The sequence below is a fragment of the Serratia sp. CY74737 genome, assembly GCF_052166775.1.
Lineage (GTDB): Bacteria > Pseudomonadota > Gammaproteobacteria > Enterobacterales > Enterobacteriaceae > Serratia > Serratia ureilytica.
Map to the genome: position 1 here is coordinate 198934 of NZ_JBJNOF010000006.1, position 16995 is coordinate 215928.

Sequence of the window (16995 nt, forward strand, 5' to 3'; positions counted from 1 at the left end):
ATTAACGACGCGCGAGCAGCACGCCCAACACCACGCCGACCGCCGCGCCGATACCGATGCCGGTCCACGGGTTGTCGCGCACATAGTCGTCGGCCTGGCCGGCGATCTGTTTGGTTTGCGAAGCCAGCTTGTCACCGGCGTCGCTCAGGCGAGCGCGAGTCTCTTTCAGCGCGCCCTCCGCCTTCGAGCGCAGCTTCTCCAGCTCGGCTTTCGGCTTGTCGGTGGAGGAGTTCAGCACTTCCTCCAGCGTATCGGCTAAGGACTTCAGTTCAGCGCGTAAGTTTTCTGCATTTGAATCATGTGCCATGTGATTATTCCTTAACGTTTATTTCGACAGACTTTTAACATAGCGGATTTTTTCGCCGGAGCAAAGGGGTGATGACCAGCAGATAACACCAGACATCAATTCCATATGCTTAAGAAATCCCGTGTGATGGGGCTCTCATCGATAAATCCGCTGGTGTAAAAAAATTATTCCGCCTGAGCGCGTTTCAATTCAGCCTGCGCTTCGGCCAGCTTTTGCTGCTTCTTGGCGACCTTGTCCAGCTTGCCGGTTTGTTGCGCTTCTTTCAGCTCTTCCCGGCGCTCGTCCACCTTGCGCTGTTTCTCTGCGATATTTTTCTGGCGTTCGGCCTGCAGGCCGGCTTCGGTGCAGTGGGTCTGCACTTCGCTCAGCGCTTTTTTCAGCCCATCCACGCGGTGGGTGTTGCCGTGCTGAGTCGCGTAGTCGATTTGCTGCTGGATATTTTGCGCTTTGGCGGCGCAGCCGCCCTCAGCGGCCGAGGACAGCGTCGGCAGCGCGCAGAGTGGCAGCAGCAGTAACAGTGAGTGGCGAAATTTCATTTCTCAGTTCCTTTTCATGGGATGCCTGAACAGGCATCCGCTTTCCTGACTGCCGGAGGCGGCAGCGCGAGAGGAGGGCGTTCATCGCCGGCTGAAGTTATCCTTCAGCATAGCCATGAAACCGGCGCGCCCCCAAAGAATCAGCCGAAATTCGGTGCGACTGATTGTTTTTTGAGCTAAATGATGCGAGTGAAAATGAAGATAACGGCAATGAAAGGAATCCCCTTCATTTGAAGGGGATTATCCCAGATTGAGTGGGGAGCGCGCAAATTCGCGCACCCAGTGCGTTGGCACGGGAGATTCGCTCAGCGCGATGTGGTAACCGGGAGGCAGGATGGTTTGCAGCGCTTCGCGCGCCAGCAACTGCTGCTCCGGCGAATCCAGACGGATAACCAAGCCATCGCCTTCCGGCGTGATGCTTTTGATGCGGATACCGCGCTCATCCAGGCGCTGGTAGACATAAAAACCGTCGGGCAGCGACAGCCCTTGCTGGCTGGCGCGAATGCGCAGCTCGCTCTCGGTGCGCACCATGCAGGGCACCAACAGCGTCGCCAGCGCCAGCAGGGCGAGCGCGATCATCAGGACGTATTGCCAGCGCGGGCGCTTTGCTGTCACGCCCCTTTCCCCGGGTTCTGGCCGCTGGCGCGTTTCTTGCGCCACAGCACGATCAGCGAGCCGACCAAGCCGACCACCAGTAACACCAGCGGCAACATCATCAGGCAGAACATCAGCTGATCTTCATACTTGCGGAACACCGGGGTTTTTCCGAGGGCGAAGCCCAGCGTCGTCAGGATCAAGACCCACAGCAGGCCGCTCATCCAGTTGAAGAACTGGAAGCGTGCGTTGCTCAGGCCGGACAGGCCGGCGATGGTTGGCAGCAGGGTGCGCACGAAGGCCAGGAAGCGGCCGACCAACAGGGCGGAAAGGCCGTGGCGGTGGAACAGGTTATGCGCACGCTGATGGTAGTGGGCCGGCAGATGCGAAAGCCAGCCTTGCACCGTTCGCGTATTGCCGAGCCATCGGCCCTGTATGTAACTGACCCAGCACCCCAGGCTGGCGGCGACGGTCAGGATAACGATGGTCAATGGGAAGCCCATGGTGCCTTTGGCGATCAGCACGCCGACCAGGATCAGCAGGCTGTCGCCCGGCAGAAAAGCGGCCGGCAGCAGGCCGTTTTCCAAAAACAGGATCATGAACAGCAGGATGTAGAGGGTCCACACCAACGAAGGGTTCGCCAGCGTCTCAAAATCCTGCTGCCATAAGGCATGTATCAGTTCTTTAATGATGTCCATCCGGTGTTCCTAAAACGTCATTGTTTATTTTTATCTCAGCGGCGGAGCGGGCGTGGGCTGAAAGCGCGCGGCGATCCTGAATGCTGATAACGATGAAACGGCGTTGCTTTAAGGTTTCTAAGCGGTGCGACACCGGTCATAGGTGGTAAGTCAGCGTGCCACGGTACTGCATGTTGCTTTCTTTCCAGCCGGCCTGCCGACTTTGTTGCCTGGAGGCGTCCAGCATCCAGTCGACCTGGGCAAGCCGGTTGGGGGCCGGGGTGTCCTGGCGGGGGAAACGAATTCGGTAGCCCGGCTCTGCGGCCAGGGTATAGACCGGCGCCGGCAGGGAGGACGCGAGCAGCGAACCGGGGAAAGAGTACGCTCTGGGCAGGAGCAGCGGCAACTTGCCGGGCGCTTTGCGGCGCGCTTCGGCCGGTGCCCGATACACATGATCATAGGGGGAAAGCGCCGGCTCCGCCAGCAGCGGCAGGCTGCTCAGCGCGCTGGGGGTGGGCTTGGATGACGCCACGCATAGCTGTTGGCCGGAGACCGAACCGGTCCAGCAGAAAAGAGCAATCAGCATGGCAAACAACCAGCGCATTTATTCGCGTCCCGCCCCCGCAGCAATGGGTAAAAAAGTGGGCTAACTCTACCAAAATAGCACGATTGGCAACAGGGAAATCTACGTTGCCGACGGTGAAATAGTACACGGCAAACGGCGGTTCCGGCATCGATTCAGCGGATTTTACATTACCTGACATAAGCCGACGGTTTTTGACCGCCGTGGCTATTTCGGCTCGTGACTCAAGCCGTCCAGGTGCACCACCGGGTTCTCGGCGAACAGATAGCGGTCGGCGTTGTATTCGAAGTCGTCGCTGGTGGCGTTGAACAGCATCTGCTTGGTGTTCTCCAGGTGCTGCCACATGGCCAGTTTGGCGGCGTAAGGATCTTTGCGCATCAGCGCCTTGAGGATCTGATCGTGATCGTCGCACCAGCTGGCGATCGAGCGTTCGTCGATATGCTCGTGCAGTTTCTTCCAGTAAGGGTTGTTGACCCGCTGCACCCACATTTTTTCCACGATGGTGGCCATGGCGGTGTTCTGGGTGGCCAGCGCCACCTGCACGTGGAACTTCAGATCCCACTGCGAGTCGCGGAAACGGTCTTCTTTGCGGGCGTGCTCCTGGATCTCCATCAGTTGCACGATATCCTGCTTGGTCACCTGGGTGGCGGCGAATTCGGCGATGTTGCTTTCTATCAGCTGGCGCGCCTGCAGCAGCTCAAACGGGCCGGCGGTGGCGAACTCGATGCTGTCGCCCGGCACCACCAGGTGCTTTTGCTGGTTGGACACCACGTGGATCCCGGATCCCTTGCGCACGTCCACATAGCCTTCCACTTCCAGCATGATGATCGCCTCGCGCACCACGGTGCGGCTGACATTCATCTCTTCGGCGATGTATCGCTCGGCCGGCAGCTTGTCGCCTACCGGGTAACGGCCGCTTTCGATGCGTTGCTTCAGCTCGGCGGCCAGTTGCTGATACAGGCGTCTGGTTTCAGTGAATTCCATAGTGAATGCTCTATACGGTGCGGTGGGAAGGGGCGCGTGGCCATCGGATTTGTTATACCACTTATTCGGCACCGCTGCCAGAGGAGCAAGGGGCCCGGCGCAGCGGCCGGGCGGGGGATCAGCTGCGCGCCGGGGTGGGCTGCAGCGCGGCCGGCTGCGGGTCGGCGGCCGGGCGGTTTTGCAGCACCGTCCAGATGACGATGGCGCCGAGAATGTCGAAGACCGACAGCGCGGCGAACAGCGGGCTGAAGCCGAGGGTGTCTGCCAGGGCGCCGACCACCAGGGCGAACAGCGTGCTGGCGGTCCAGGCCGCCATGCCGGTCAGCCCGTTGGCGGTCGCCACCTCATTGCGGCCGAACACGTCGGAAGAGAGGGTGATCAACGCGCCGGACAGCGCCTGATGGGCGAAGCCGCCGACGCACAGCAGCGCGATAGCCGCGTAAGGGCTGGTGAACAGGCCGATCATGCCGGGGCCGATCATCAACACCGCTCCCATCGTCACCACCAGCTTGCGCGAGACGATCAGGTTGACCTTGAAATACTTCTGGAACAGCGGCGGCAGATAACCGCCGACGATGCAGCCGAGATCGGCGAACAGCATCGGCATCCAGGCGAACATGGCGATCTCTTTCAGGTTAAAACCGTAGGCCTTGAACATGAACAGCGGGATCCAGGCGTTGAAGGTGCCCCACGCCGGCTCCGCCAGAAAGCGCGGCAGCGCGATGCCCCAGAACTGGCGGTTGCGCACGATCTGCCAGGCGGACATCTTTTTGGCGTTAGAGGTCTGGTGCTGCGCTTCCTGGCCTTCGAGGATGTAACGGCGTTCTTCCTGGCTCAGTTTCTTCTGATCTTTCGGGTGTTTGTAGAACAGCAGCCAGCAGATGGCCCAGATCAGGCTCAGCACGCCGGTGATGATGAATGCCATCTCCCAGCTGTGCGCGACGATGGCCCATACCACCAGCGGCGGGGCGATCATGCCGCCGATCGACGAGCCCACGTTGAAATAGCCGACGGCGATCGAACGTTCTTTGGCCGGAAACCATTCGCTGCTGGCCTTCAACCCGGCGGGGATCATCGCCGCTTCCGCCATGCCGACCGCGCCGCGCGCCAACGCCAGCCCGCCCCAACTGTTGGCCAACGCGGTGCCCATGCAGAACAGCGCCCACAGAATGGCGAACATGGCGTAGCCGACCTTGGTGCCCAGCACGTCCAGCACGTAGCCCGCCACCGGTTGCATCACGGTGTAGCACGCGGAGTAGGCGGCGACGATATAGGAATACTGTTGGGTGGTGATGTGCAGCGTATCTTCCAGCGTCGGCGCCGCCACGGCGATGGCGTTGCGGGTCAGATAACCCAGCACGGTGCCGATGGTCACCAGTCCGATCATGTACCAGCGTAACCCTTTAATTTTACGCATCCGAAGTGTCTCCCCGTTTGAAGGTGTGGCCGTCGATGCGGCTGGCGAGACAATAACCTGTCATACAGGTTTAAAAGTTGAGTGATATCACAAAAGGAATTATTCGCCTGAGTGATACTGTGGCCGGTGAAACAGGGCATTTTTGCTGGTAAATTGAGCGAAAAAGGGCGTGGAGAGAGGATGAACGGCAGGCCTCGGGAAAAATTTGCTGGACGCTAGTGAAAATTGGTGTGATAACTTTTGTGATTCGAACCCCGTGCCGCACGGCAAGTAAGGAGCCCGAGATGGCGACGTTTTTAAGCGAAGATTTCCTGCTGGACAGTGAATTTGCCCGGCGCTTGTATCACGACTACGCGGCGCAGCAGCCGATTTTCGATTACCACTGCCATTTGCCGCCGCAGCAGATCGCGGAGAATACCCGCTTCAGCAACCTGTACGATATCTGGCTGCGGGGCGATCACTACAAATGGCGGGCGATGCGCACCAACGGCGTGGCGGAGCGGTTATGCACCGGCGATGCGGGCGATCGCGAGAAATTCGACGCCTGGGCCGCCACGGTGCCGCACACCATCGGCAACCCGCTCTATCACTGGACGCATCTGGAGCTGCGCCGCCCGTTCGGCATCACGGATATGCTGTTGTCGCCGGCCACGGCGGATGAAATCTGGCAGCGCGGCAATGCGCTGCTGGCGCAGGATGCGTTTCGCGCGCGCGGCATCATGCAGCAAATGAACGTGAAAATGGTCGGCACCACCGACGATCCGATCGACGATCTGCGTCATCATCGGGCGATCGCCGACGATCGCAGTTTCGCTATCAAAGTGCTGCCGAGCTGGCGGCCGGACAAGGCTTTCACCATCGATGCGCCCGGCTTCAACGACTATCTGCAGCAGCTGGAGGCGGCGGCGGACACCGCCATCGGCCGCTTTAGCGCGCTGTGCGACGCCCTGTACAAGCGCATGGATCACTTTGCCGCCCACGGCTGCAAGGTGGCCGATCATGCGCTGGACGTGGTGGTGTTCGGCGAGGCCGATGAAGCGGCGCTGGATGCGATCCTGCTGCGCCGCCTGAACGGCGAGCTGCCGACGCCGGAACAGAGCGCCCAGTTCAAAAGCGCGGTGCTGCTGTTTTTGGCCGGCGAATACCGGCGTCGCGGCTGGGTACAGCAGTATCACATCGGCGCGCTGCGCAATAACAACAGCCGCATGTTGGCCGCCGTCGGGCCGGATATCGGCTTCGACTCGATCAACGACCGGCCGCTGGCGGAACCGCTGTCGCGGCTGCTGGATGCTCAGGCGCGGCAGGGCGGTCTGCCGAAAACCATTCTCTATTGCCTCAATCCGCGCGATAACGAAGTGATCGGCACCATGATCGGCAATTTTCAGGGGGAAGGCACGCCGGGCAAGATGCAGTTCGGCTCCGGTTGGTGGTTCAACGATCAGAAGGACGGCATGCAGCGCCAAATGACGCAGTTGGCCCAGCTCGGGCTGCTGAGCCGCTTCGTCGGCATGCTGACCGACAGCCGCAGCTTCTTGTCTTATACGCGCCATGAATACTTCCGCCGCATCCTTTGCCAGATGATCGGCCGCTGGGTGGCGGACGGCGAAGCGCCGGCGGATATCGCGCTGCTGGGCGAGATGGTGAAAAACATCTGCTTCGACAACGCCAAAAACTATTTCGCCATTGAACTGGCGTAGCCGTTATCCGGGACCGGTTTATGCAAAGTACGATAAAGATTCACGAGCAGGATAACGTGGCGGTGGCGCTGCGCGATCTGGCTGCCGGAGAGCGCGTTGAGCTGGAAGGCGCGGTCGTCAAACTGGCGCAGCCGGTGGCGCGTGGGCATAAATTTGCGCTCGGCACGATCGCCGAGGGTGAAGACATCATCAAATATGGCCAGCCGATCGGCCATGCGCTCGCGGCCATTGCGCCTGGGGAGCATATTCATTCGCAAAACGTCAAAACCAACCTGAGCGATCTGGACAGCTACCGTTACCAGCCGCAGTTCCCGACGCTGCCGCCGCAGGCGGCGGATCGCGAGGTGCAGCTGTACCGCCGGGCCAACGGCGAAGTGGGGATCCGCAACGAGCTGTGGATCGTGCCGACCGTCGGCTGCGTCAACGGTATCGCTCGCCAGATCCAGCAGCGCTTTTTGCAGCAAACACAGGCGGACGGGATCGACGGCGTGCATCTGTTCAGCCACCCGTTCGGCTGCTCGCAGCTGGGGCAGGATCATGCCAACACCCGCATCATGCTGCAAAACCTGGCGCGCCATCCCAACGCCGGCGCGGTGCTGGTGATCGGGCTGGGTTGCGAGAACAATCAGGTGGATGCCTTTCGCGCCACGCTGGGGATAGGGGACGAGCGGCGGCTGCGCTTTATGGTGTGCCAACAGCAGGACGACGAAGTGGAGGCCGGGCTGGCGCTGTTGCACGAGCTGTATCGGGAGATGCGCCACGATCGCCGCGAGCCGGGCCGCCTGAGCGAGCTGAAGTTCGGCCTGGAATGCGGCGGTTCGGACGGGCTGTCGGGCATTACCGCCAACCCGCTGCTGGGGCGCTTTTCCGACTATGCGATCGCCAACGGCGGCACCACGGTGCTGACCGAAGTGCCGGAGATGTTCGGCGCCGAGCGCATTCTGATGAGCCGCTGCCGCGATGGAGAAACCTTCGATAAAACCGTCGACATGATCAACGATTTCAAACGCTATTTCATCGCCCATCAGCAGCCGATTTATGAGAATCCGTCGCCGGGCAACAAGGCCGGCGGCATCACCACGCTGGAGGAGAAGTCGCTTGGCTGCACCCAAAAGGCGGGGCTAAGCCAGGTGGTGGACGTGCTGAAATACGGCGAGCGGCTGCGCGTGCCGGGGCTGAATCTGCTCAGCGCGCCGGGCAACGACGCGGTGGCGACCAGCGCGCTGGCCGGCGCCGGCTGTCATATGGTGCTGTTCAGCACCGGGCGCGGTACGCCGTACGGCGGCTTTGTGCCGACGGTGAAGCTGGCGACCAACAGCGAGCTGGCGGCGAAGAAACCGCACTGGATCGATTTTGACGCCGGCAGCCTGGTTCACGGCGTGGCGATGGAGACGTTGCTCAGCCGTTTCATCGATCTGATTGTCGAGATTGCCAACGGGCGTCCGGCGCGTAATGAAACCAACGACTTTCGCGAGCTGGCGATCTTTAAAAGCGGGGTGACGCTGTAAAGCTGACAAAAAAGGCGCTCGAGGGAGCGCCTTTTTATGAAGCAACGCGCGATTAACGCACCTTCAGCGGGTCTTCGTTCGCCAGCCGCTGGTCTTCCGCCTGGCAGGCGGCGGCGGTGAACAGCACGTCGGTGGAGGAGTTGAGGGCGGTTTCCGCCGAATCCTGCAGCACGCCGATGATAAAGCCGACCGCTACCACCTGCATCGCCACGTCGTTCGGAATGCCGAACATGTTGCACGCCAGCGGGATCAGCAGCAGCGAGCCGCCGGCCACGCCGGAGGCGCCGCAGGCGCACAGGGCGGCCACCACGCTCAGCAGCAGGGCGGTCGGGACGTCCACCGCGATGCCCAGCGTGTTTACCGCCGCCAGCGTCAGCACGGTGATGGTGATCGCCGCGCCGGCCATGTTGATGGTGGCGCCCAGCGGGATGGAAACCGAGTAGGTGTCCTCATTCAGATTCAGCTTTTTGCACAGCTCCATGTTCACCGGGATGTTGGCGGCGGAGCTGCGGGTGAAGAAGGCGGTCACGCCGCTCTCGCGCAGGCAGGCGAACACCAGCGGATACGGGTTGCGGCGGATCTTCCAGTACACGATCAGCGGGTTGAGCACCAGCGCTACCAGCAGCATACAGCCGATTAACACCATCAGCAGTTGCGCATAGCCCCACAGCGCGCCGAAGCCGGTTTCCGCCAGCGTGGAGGCCACCAGGCCGAAGATGCCGAGCGGCGCACAGCGGATCACCGCGCGCACCACCAGCGTGACCGCATGGGACATGTCGTTGATCAGCCCCTTGGTGGTTTCGGAAGCGTGGCGCAGCGCCAGCCCCAGCCCGACGGCCCACGCCAGAATGCCGATGTAGTTGGCGTTAATCAGCGCATGGAACGGGTTGGCCACCACGCTCATCAACAGGCCCTTCATCACGTCCACGATGCCGCCTGGCGGGGTGATGTCGGTTGCGCCGGTGGTCAGCGCCAGCGTGGAAGGGAAGATAAAGCTGACGACGACCGCCACCAGCGCCGCAGCGAAGGTGCCCAGCAGATAGAGGAACAGGATGGGGCGAATGTTGGTTTTCTGCCCCTGTTTATGGTTGGCGATCGAGGCCATCACCAGTATCAGCACCAGCAGTGGCGCTACCGCCTTCAGCGCGCCGACGAACAGGGTGCCGAGCAGGCCGACGGCCGCCGCGGCCGCCGGCGAAACCAGCGCCACCAGAATGCCGGCCACCAGGCCGACCATGATTTGTTTAACCAGGCTGCCCTGAGTCATCCTTTGTAGTAGTTTTTGCATAGTGCTTCTCTTCCTGATGTTATCTGGCCGCCGCGGCGGGAACGACGCCGGGCAGCTTTATATGATTCTGTAACTAAGTGTGTTTGCCGAATCAGTATTCAGCAATCGAATGATGTTGGAAAGAGGCGAGGGTGAAATTCTGAGCGCGGATCAACACTTGATAACATACTGGTTACATTTGTGTGATCGCAATAACGTTTGGCGTTTTGGGGGAATTGCCAAACAATCGCGGGGCGGCTAGCGCCCCGGATAACAGATTATGGTTATTTCTTCGCCAGGCGATCGTTGCGGCGATTGACCCAGGCGTTGATCAGCAAGGTGAGCGTCAGGATGCCCGCCACCACGCCGAGCGAGATACCGATCGGGATGTGGAAGAAGTCGATTATCAGCATCTTGATACCGATAAACACCAGGATCACCGACAGGCCGTATTTCAGCATCGAGAACCGTTCCGCCACGTTGGCCAGCAGGAAGTACATGGCGCGCAGGCCCATGATGGCGAACAGGTTAGAGGTCAGCACGATGAACGGATCGGTGGTCACGGCGAAGATCGCCGGAATGCTGTCCACCGCGAAAATCACGTCGCTCAGTTCCACCAGGATCAGCACCAGCACCAGCGGGGTGGCGAACAGGATGCCGTTGCGGCGCACGAAGAAACGCTCGCCTTCCAGGCTGTCGGTCATGCGCAGGCGGCTGCGCAGCCATTTCACCAGCGGCTTGTCGCCGATCGCCGAGTCATCTTCCTTCGCCAGCGCCATCTTGATACCGGTGAACAGCAGGAAAGCGCCGAACAGGTACAGCAGCCACTGGAACTGGCTGACCAGCCAACTGCCGGCGAAGATCATGATGGTACGCAGCACGATCGCCCCCAGCACGCCGTAGATCAGCACCCGCCGCTGCAGGTTGGCCGGCACGGCGAAGTAGCTGAACAGCATCAGCCAGACGAACACGTTATCCAACGCCAGCGCTTTTTCGATCAGGTAGCCGGTGAGGAAGGCCAGCGCCTGGGTATCGGCGACGGCGCGCCCGGCGGTTTCATTCAGGTAGTACCAGAAACCGAAATTGAACAGCAGGGAGAGGCTGACCCACACCAGCGACCAGCTGGCGGCCTGCTTCATAGACATGGTGTGCGCGCCTTTACGGCCCTGCAACAGGAGATCGATTGCGAGCATCACGACTATGACGGCGGCGAAGCTGCCCCACAACCACGGTGTGCCAACGGAATTCATCATCAGAGGTATCCTTCAAAAACAAAAACGGCCAACGTCGGAAGACGCCAGCCGCTCTGTGAACGCTGCAAGCAAACCTCGCCTTCCGGCAAGGTCTCACTTACAACGTTGATGAAGGTGGTTACACCTTTGACATCAGGTTGCCCGGTAACCGGATGCTTGCGCATCGTAATGACGATTGACCGGCAATGAAGTTACTCCCCTTTGCAGAGCAGAAAGTAATGCAAAATGTGTCGGCGGTCAACGTGAATCGCGTTAGCCGGCCAACGCTTTTTGCGCGCCCAGGCTGACGACGAATCCCTGCAGCAGCAGGCGGCTGAACGGCGTGTTGCTAACCTGTTGTTGTTGCTGCTGATAGCGGGCCTGCTGCTCGGGATGCAGCTCGCCGAGCCACTGCAGATACTGGCTCATCACCGCGCCGTTGAATTCCGGGTGGAACTGGGTGGTCAGGGCATGATCGCCATAGCGCAGGATCTGGTGCGCGTCCTGCTGCGAACGCGCCAGCGTCTGCGCGCCGGCGGGCGGCGTCAGCACGCTCTGCGAGTGGATCAGGTTGGCTTTAAAGCGCGGCGGCAGCAGGGTGAGCCGCCGGTCTTCGGCCGCGGCGGGCAGCAGTTCGATCTCCAGCGTGCCCACCTCCATGCCCTGCGGGTGGTAGCCCACTTCGCCGCCGAGCGCGTAGGCCAACAGCTGGTGGCCGTAGCAGACGCCGAACAGCGGCAGTTTGATCGCCATCGCCTGGCGCAGCCACTCGGCCGCCGCCTCGCTCCACGGCAGCCGTTCGGTCACCATCGCCGGCGAGCCGGTGATGACCACGCCGCAATAGGCGGCCGGCGGCAACGGCCGCTCGCCGGCGGGCAGATGCACGATGTGCGCGCGTTCGGCGTCGATGTTGCCCTGTTGCAGGAACATGCCATCAAAGTTGGCCAATTCCTGACGAATGGCCTGCGGCGCGTCGCCGGTTTGCATCACGAGCAGCGGTTTCATCTCATTCTCCGTCGGCGGGGAAGACGACGCCGGTCTGGCGGCGGATATCGGTCAGCAGGCGGGCGACGATCAGCGAATTCTCCAGTCCCGGATGTTCCACCTGACGTTTCTCAACCAACTCGGCGAAGGCCAGCGCTTCATACAGCATGGTGTTGATGTGCTGCGGCTGGCTCAGATCTTGGCGGTTGCCGCCGCGCGGCGTCAGGGCCACGCCCTGGCACTCGGAAATCTTGTCGATAATCAGCGTGCCTTCCTCTCCCTGGAGCTCGCTCGGGATCGCCGAGTCGCTGACCTTGGAATGGGAAAGCGTGACGTCGAAATCGCCGTAGTTCAGGCAGACGGTGCCGTGGGCGTCCACGCCGGTCTCCAGCAGCGTGGCGCTGGCGAGCACCGACTGCGGCGCGCCGAACAGCGCCACCGCGCTGGCCAGGCAGTAGTAGCCGATATCCATGATGGAGCCGTTGGAGAACTGCGGGTTAAACGTGTTGGGGTTCTCGCCGGCCAGGTAGCGCGGGTAGCGCGAAGAGTATTGGCAATAGTTGATGCAGGCTTTGCGCAGCCGGCCGACTTTCGGCAATGCCTGCTGCAGCGCCAGAAAATTCGGCAGATAGGCGCTTTTGAACGCTTCGAACAGCACCACCTGATTTTCCCGCGCGCAGGCCGCCAGCTGTTCCGCTTCGCGCTGGTTGGAGGCCAGCGGTTTTTCGCAGATCACGTGCTTTTTATGGCGCAGGAACAGCAGCGATTGCGGGCAGTGCAGGGAATTGGGGCTGGCGATATACACCGCGTCTATGGCGTCGGACTGGGCCATCGCCTCGAGAGAGTCGAAAAACTGCGTGACCTGATAGTTGGCGCCAAACGCCTGCGCCTGTTCCAGCGAGCGTGAATACACGGCGCTCAGCTTGAGTTTGCCGCTTTCATGGGCGGCATCAATAAAACGTTCCGTAATCCAGTTGGTGCCGACGACGGCAAAGCGAATCATGGCGAGCTCCGGTCCAGGCTTAAAACCGCAGATTATCACGCCCTCATTCGCTATGCATACAGCTCGCCGAACAGCGAAAGGTGCGTCAGATACAGCCGGGTATCGAACTCCAACTGGTGGTAATCCGGTTCCATATGGCAACACAGGCTGTAGAACGCCTTGTTGTGATCTTTCTCTTTCAGGTGAGCCAGCTCATGCACCACGATCATGCGCAGGAACGGTTCGGGCGCGACCTTGAACACCGTCGCCACGCGAATTTCCGCCTTGGCCTTCAGCTTGCCGCCCTGCACGCGAGAGATGGCGGTGTGCAGGCCCAGCGCGTGCTTCATGACGTGGATCTTGCTGTCGTAGGCTACCTTGCTCAGCGGCTGGGCGTTGCGCAGATACTGGTTTTTCAGATCGACGGTAAACTGATACAGCGACTTGTCGGTGGTGCAGTCGTGCACCTGCGGATAGCGCTGCAGCAGCACGTCTCCCAGCCGGTTCTGGTGGATCAATTGCTGCACCTGGCTTTGCAGATGCGCCGGGTAGCCTTGCAGGTAGGTCAATTCAGACATTCTTGTTCCGTATCAACGGCCATTCAGCCGGTCATTCTATGCTGTTTTTTCGCTCAAATCCTGACATACGCAATTTATCCGAAAAAACATTTTACTGACGGGCGTTTTTAGGGGATAAACAGCCCAAATTTTATCAGTCAGGAGGGGCAATGAGCCAACTCGATCTGGGAACACAGCAACTTGAGCTGGAGCGTTATCCCCAACAGGAAGAATCCACCCAGCTGCAGGCGTGGGAAGCGGCGGACGAATATCTGCTGCAACAGCTTGAAAACGTAGATATCGGCGGCCGCCCGGTGCTGATTTTCAACGATAACTTCGGCACCCTGGCCTGTGCGCTGCACGCGCATCGTCCTTACAGCGTCAGCGACTCGTACATGAGCCAGCTGGCGACGCGTCACAACCTCAAGCTCAACGGTCTGGATCCTGAGCAGGTAACGCTGTTGGACAGTCTGGCCGAGCTGCCGGCGGCGCCGGCGGTGGTGCTGATTCGCGTGCCGAAAGCGCTGGCGCTGCTGGAACAGCAGCTGCGCGCGCTGCGCCACGTCGTGACCGAAGACACGCTGATCGTCGCCGGCGCCAAAGCGCGCGACGTGCACACCTCGACGATGCAGCTGTTTGAAAAGGTGCTGGGCCCAACGCGCACCAGCCTGGCGTGGAAGAAGGCGCGCCTGATCTTCTGCCAGGCGGCGGACATCGTCCCGCCGGCGGCGGCGGAAACCACCAACTGGACGCTGGACGGCACCGATTGGCTGATCCACAACCACGCCAACGTCTTCTCGCGCGGCAGCCTGGATATTGGCGCGCGCCTGTTCCTGGAGCATCTGCCGCGCGGCCTGAACGGCCATATCGTCGATCTGGGCTGCGGCAACGGCGTGATTGGCCTGACGGCGCTGGCGCAGAATCCGGACGCGCAGGTGACTTTCGTCGATGAATCCTACATGGCGGTGGCCTCCAGCGAGCTGAACGTGGAGCACAACCTGCCGCAAGAGCTGGACCGCTGCCAGTTTGAGGTGAACAACGCGCTGGCGGGCATCGAGCGCGAAAGCGTGCAGGCGGTGCTGTGCAACCCGCCGTTCCACCAGCAACACGCCATTACCGATCACACCGCCTGGCAGATGTTCTGCGACGCCAAGCGCTGCCTGCAAGTGGGCGGTGAACTGCGCATCGTCGGCAACCGTCACCTCGACTACCATCAGAAGCTCAAACGTCTGTTCGGCAACTGCACGCTGGTGGCCTCGAACAAGAAGTTCGTGATCTTGAGAGCGGTGAAATCCGGCGCGCGTCGCTGAGAATCAATAACAAGGGGCGCGATACGCCCCTCAGGCTGTAGACAAAGGGGGAAAAAGCGTGGTTTTTCCCCCTTTGTGGTTATCAGCCGAAAATCAATAAATTGATTTTCCTTGTTTTCTATTCGCTGCTCTCTGCCAACCCGGCATGGGGATGAGGTTTGTCATCAATATCAGGGGCGCGATGCGCCCCTTTTTTACAGCGTCATCGCCAGCCGCGTGCCCTGATCGATCGCGCGGCGGGCGTCCAGCTCGGCGGCCACGTCGGCGCCGCCGATCAGATGCACGGTTTTCCCCATCGCCAGCAGCGGCTGCTGCAGTTCGCGGCGCGGTTCCTGCCCGGCGCAAATGACCACCGTGTCTACCGGCAGGCAGCTGTCCTGCTCGGCGCGGGTGATGTGCAGCCCTTCGTCGTCGATCAGCCGATAGCTGACGCTATTGAGCATCTTCACGCCGCGCATCGCCAGGCTGGCGCGGTGGATCCAACCGGTGGTTTTCCCCAGGCCTTCGCCCACCTTGCTGGTTTTGCGCTGCAACAGGTAGATCTGCCGGGCGGCGCGTGGTGCCTGCGGGCCTTGCGCCGCCAGCCCGCCGCGCTGTTCAAGGCGGCCGTCGATGCCCCATTCGCGGTTGAATTCCGCCTGATCCAGGCTGCTGGAGACGCCGTGCTGGCTAAGGTACTCGGCGGTGTCGAAGCCGATGCCGCCGGCGCCGATGATCGCCACCCGCTGGCCGACCGGTTTTTTATCGCGCAGCACATCCAGATAGCTCAGCACCTTGGCGTGCCCGATGCCGGGAATATCCGGGGTGCGCGGCACGATGCCGCAGGCGAGGATCACCTCATCGAATTCGCTTAAATCCGCTGCCTCGACTTTGGCGCCCAGTTTGACCGTCACTTCACGCAGCGCCAGCTGACGGCGGAAGTAACGCAGGGTTTCATGGAATTCTTCCTTGCCGGGGATTTGCTTGGCGATGTTGAACTGGCCGCCGATCTGCTCGGCGGCGTCGAACAGCGTTACCTGATGACCACGGCTGGCGGCGGTGGTGGCAAACGCCAGCCCGGCGGGGCCGGCGCCGACCACCGCCAGTTTTTTCGGCTTTTCCGCCATCGTCAGCGGCATTTCGGTTTCACGGCAGGCGCGCGGGTTGACCAGACAGGAAGTCAGCTTGCCTTCAAAGATCTGGTCGAGGCAGGCCTGGTTGCAACCGATGCAGGTATTGATCTCGTCGGCGCGCCCCTCGGCGGCTTTTTGCACAAAGGCGGCGTCGGCGAGGAACGGACGCGCCATCGACACCATGTCGGCGCAGCCGTCCGCCAGCACCTGCTCGGCCACCGCCGGATCGTTGATACGGTTGGTGGTGATCAGCGGGATGCTGACCTTGCCCATCAGCTTGCGGGTCACCCAGCTGAATCCGGCGCGCGGCACCATGGTGGCGATGGTCGGGATGCGCGCTTCGTGCCAGCCGATGCCGGTATTGATGATCGTGGCGCCCGCCTGTTCGATCGCCAGCGCCAGCTGCTCGATCTCCTGCCAGCTGGAGCCGTCTTCCACCAGATCGAGCATCGACAGCCGGTAGATCAGAATGAATTCCGGGCCCACGGCCTGGCGTACCGCCCTGACGGTTTCGACGGCGAAGCGCATGCGGTTGGTGAAGCTGCCGCCCCATTGGTCGTCGCGCTGATTGGTGCGTGTCGTCAAGAATTGGTTGATCAGATAGCCCTCGGATCCCATCACCTCAACGCCGTCATAGCCGGCCTGCTGCGCCAGCGCCGCGCAGCGGGCGAAGTCGGCGATAGTCTGCTCGATCTCCGCTGCGCTGAGCGCGCTCGGCGTAAACGGGTTGATCGGCGCCTGCAGCGCGGAAGGGGCCACCAGCTTGGGTTGATAGCTGTAGCGGCCGGTGTGCAGGATCTGCAGCGCAATTTTGCCGCCCGCCCGGTGGACGGCTTCAGTCACCGGGCGGTGGTGAGGCAATTGCTCCTCGCTGTTGAGGATCGAACCGCCGCGAAACACCACGCCCTGTTCGTTCGGGGCAATGCCGCCGGTGACGATCAGCGCCACGCCGGCGGCGGCGCGCTCGGCATAGAACGCGGCCAGGCGCTGCGGGCCGTCGGGCAGCTCTTCCAGGCCGGTATGCATCGATCCCATCAGCACCCGGTTTTTCAGGGTGGTGAAGCCGAGATCCAGCGGCGCCAGCAGGTGAGGGTAATTGCTCATTGCACTCTCCATCGTTCATCCCCCGCCTCTTTCAACCTGCAGCGTTGTTGCCTGCGTTCGCTCGCCCCAGTCACTTACTTGAGTAAGCTCCTGGGAACGCCCGAACTTGCCGCCTAGCTGCAGGTTGAAAGCGATTGGGGATGA

The 16995-nt window shown here is 61.3% G+C and carries 16 protein-coding genes; 3 read left to right on the forward strand and 13 right to left on the reverse strand.

Features of this window, described 5'->3' with window-relative positions; translation table 11 throughout:
- Window position 1: 1 nt before the first annotated feature.
- The 7 genes from ACJ8PE_RS10390 to ACJ8PE_RS10420 all read right to left on the reverse strand — a co-directional run bounded on the left by ACJ8PE_RS10390 (window position 2) and on the right by ACJ8PE_RS10420 (window position 5098).
- Window positions 2-307, reverse strand: a complete 306-nt coding sequence (locus tag ACJ8PE_RS10390; protein ID WP_004937125.1) for a DUF883 family protein — start codon at window positions 305-307, stop codon at window positions 2-4.
- 164 nt (window positions 308-471) lie between these two features.
- Window positions 472-843, reverse strand: a complete 372-nt coding sequence (locus tag ACJ8PE_RS10395; RefSeq protein ID WP_033644521.1) for a DUF1090 domain-containing protein — start codon at window positions 841-843, stop codon at window positions 472-474.
- Between the two features lie 240 nt (window positions 844-1083).
- A complete protein-coding gene (gene mzrA / locus ACJ8PE_RS10400) occupies window positions 1084-1458 on the reverse strand; it encodes an EnvZ/OmpR regulon moderator MzrA (RefSeq protein WP_071845111.1) in 375 nt (124 codons plus the stop codon).
- Window positions 1455-2135, reverse strand: coding sequence for a DedA family protein (locus ACJ8PE_RS10405; protein ID WP_033644523.1), 681 nt, complete (start codon window positions 2133-2135; stop codon window positions 1455-1457). Before ACJ8PE_RS10405 ends, mzrA begins: the two co-directional genes overlap by 4 nt.
- 136 nt (window positions 2136-2271) lie before the next feature.
- Window positions 2272-2718: a hypothetical protein gene (locus tag ACJ8PE_RS10410; RefSeq protein WP_033644524.1), complete on the reverse strand. Its 447-nt coding sequence runs from the start codon at window positions 2716-2718 to the stop codon at window positions 2272-2274.
- Window positions 2719-2904: 186 nt separating this feature from the next.
- Entirely contained in the window at window positions 2905-3681 is a 777-nt protein-coding gene (exuR, locus tag ACJ8PE_RS10415; protein WP_197759908.1) for a transcriptional regulator ExuR, read from the reverse strand.
- Between the two features lie 118 nt (window positions 3682-3799).
- A complete protein-coding gene (locus tag ACJ8PE_RS10420; RefSeq protein WP_072626935.1) occupies window positions 3800-5098 on the reverse strand; it encodes an MFS transporter in 1299 nt (432 codons plus the stop codon).
- 284 nt (window positions 5099-5382) lie between these two features.
- Here ACJ8PE_RS10420 and uxaC point away from each other — a divergent pair, with 284 nt between their 5' ends.
- Both uxaC and ACJ8PE_RS10430 read left to right on the forward strand, forming a co-directional pair.
- Entirely contained in the window at window positions 5383-6795 is a 1413-nt protein-coding gene (gene uxaC / locus ACJ8PE_RS10425; protein WP_047026549.1) for a glucuronate isomerase, read from the forward strand.
- A gap of 20 nt (window positions 6796-6815) precedes the next feature.
- Complete coding sequence (locus ACJ8PE_RS10430) at window positions 6816-8303, forward strand: UxaA family hydrolase (protein ID WP_197759909.1); 1488 nt, start codon at window positions 6816-6818, stop codon at window positions 8301-8303.
- Window positions 8304-8355: 52 nt separating this feature from the next.
- On the opposite strand, the gene sstT is transcribed toward ACJ8PE_RS10430, so the two are convergent.
- The 5 genes from sstT to ACJ8PE_RS10455 form a co-directional block, all read right to left on the reverse strand.
- Window positions 8356-9591, reverse strand: coding sequence for a serine/threonine transporter SstT (gene sstT, locus ACJ8PE_RS10435; protein ID WP_028128305.1), 1236 nt, complete (start codon window positions 9589-9591; stop codon window positions 8356-8358).
- A gap of 263 nt (window positions 9592-9854) precedes the next feature.
- Window positions 9855-10823 carry a TerC family protein gene (locus ACJ8PE_RS10440; RefSeq protein ID WP_442536757.1) on the reverse strand — a complete coding sequence of 323 codons (969 nt, stop codon included), beginning with the start codon at window positions 10821-10823 and terminating at the stop codon, window positions 9855-9857.
- 252 nt (window positions 10824-11075) lie between these two features.
- Window positions 11076-11807, reverse strand: a complete 732-nt coding sequence (locus ACJ8PE_RS10445; protein WP_197792718.1) for a glutamine amidotransferase — start codon at window positions 11805-11807, stop codon at window positions 11076-11078.
- Between the two features lies 1 nt (window position 11808).
- Window positions 11809-12789, reverse strand: coding sequence for a Gfo/Idh/MocA family protein (locus tag ACJ8PE_RS10450; RefSeq protein WP_442536758.1), 981 nt, complete (start codon window positions 12787-12789; stop codon window positions 11809-11811).
- A gap of 50 nt (window positions 12790-12839) precedes the next feature.
- A complete protein-coding gene (locus tag ACJ8PE_RS10455; protein ID WP_033632026.1) occupies window positions 12840-13346 on the reverse strand; it encodes a M48 metallopeptidase family protein in 507 nt (168 codons plus the stop codon).
- 149 nt (window positions 13347-13495) lie between these two features.
- On the opposite strand from ACJ8PE_RS10455, the gene rlmG reads away from it, so the two are divergent.
- Window positions 13496-14635 (forward strand): 23S rRNA (guanine(1835)-N(2))-methyltransferase RlmG, encoded by a 1140-nt coding sequence (rlmG, locus tag ACJ8PE_RS10460; protein ID WP_033651272.1) that lies wholly within the window; start codon window positions 13496-13498, stop codon window positions 14633-14635.
- 194 nt (window positions 14636-14829) lie between these two features.
- Here rlmG and ACJ8PE_RS10465 read toward each other — a convergent pair whose 3' ends face one another.
- Window positions 14830-16851 carry an oxidoreductase gene (locus ACJ8PE_RS10465; protein WP_197756120.1) on the reverse strand — a complete coding sequence of 674 codons (2022 nt, stop codon included), beginning with the start codon at window positions 16849-16851 and terminating at the stop codon, window positions 14830-14832.
- Window positions 16852-16995: the final 144 nt, after the last annotated feature.

Coding starts and splice junctions, on each gene's coding strand:
- ACJ8PE_RS10390 (WP_004937125.1), bottom strand. CDS start 307: ATGGCACATGATTCAAATGCAGAAAACTTACGCGCTGAACTGAAGTCC.
- sstT (WP_028128305.1), bottom strand. CDS start 9,591: ATGCAAAAACTACTACAAAGGATGACTCAGGGCAGCCTGGTTAAACAA.
- uxaC (WP_047026549.1), top strand. CDS start 5,383: ATGGCGACGTTTTTAAGCGAAGATTTCCTGCTGGACAGTGAATTTGCC.
- ACJ8PE_RS10420 (WP_072626935.1), bottom strand. CDS start 5,098: ATGCGTAAAATTAAAGGGTTACGCTGGTACATGATCGGACTGGTGACC.
- ACJ8PE_RS10455 (WP_033632026.1), bottom strand. CDS start 13,346: ATGTCTGAATTGACCTACCTGCAAGGCTACCCGGCGCATCTGCAAAGC.
- ACJ8PE_RS10395 (WP_033644521.1), bottom strand. CDS start 843: ATGAAATTTCGCCACTCACTGTTACTGCTGCTGCCACTCTGCGCGCTG.
- ACJ8PE_RS10430 (WP_197759909.1), top strand. CDS start 6,816: ATGCAAAGTACGATAAAGATTCACGAGCAGGATAACGTGGCGGTGGCG.
- ACJ8PE_RS10440 (WP_442536757.1), bottom strand. CDS start 10,823: ATGATGAATTCCGTTGGCACACCGTGGTTGTGGGGCAGCTTCGCCGCC.
- exuR (WP_197759908.1), bottom strand. CDS start 3,681: ATGGAATTCACTGAAACCAGACGCCTGTATCAGCAACTGGCCGCCGAG.
- ACJ8PE_RS10410 (WP_033644524.1), bottom strand. CDS start 2,718: ATGCGCTGGTTGTTTGCCATGCTGATTGCTCTTTTCTGCTGGACCGGT.
- ACJ8PE_RS10450 (WP_442536758.1), bottom strand. CDS start 12,789: ATGATTCGCTTTGCCGTCGTCGGCACCAACTGGATTACGGAACGTTTT.
- ACJ8PE_RS10405 (WP_033644523.1), bottom strand. CDS start 2,135: ATGGACATCATTAAAGAACTGATACATGCCTTATGGCAGCAGGATTTT.
- rlmG (WP_033651272.1), top strand. CDS start 13,496: ATGAGCCAACTCGATCTGGGAACACAGCAACTTGAGCTGGAGCGTTAT.
- ACJ8PE_RS10465 (WP_197756120.1), bottom strand. CDS start 16,851: ATGAGCAATTACCCTCACCTGCTGGCGCCGCTGGATCTCGGCTTCACC.
- ACJ8PE_RS10445 (WP_197792718.1), bottom strand. CDS start 11,807: ATGAAACCGCTGCTCGTGATGCAAACCGGCGACGCGCCGCAGGCCATT.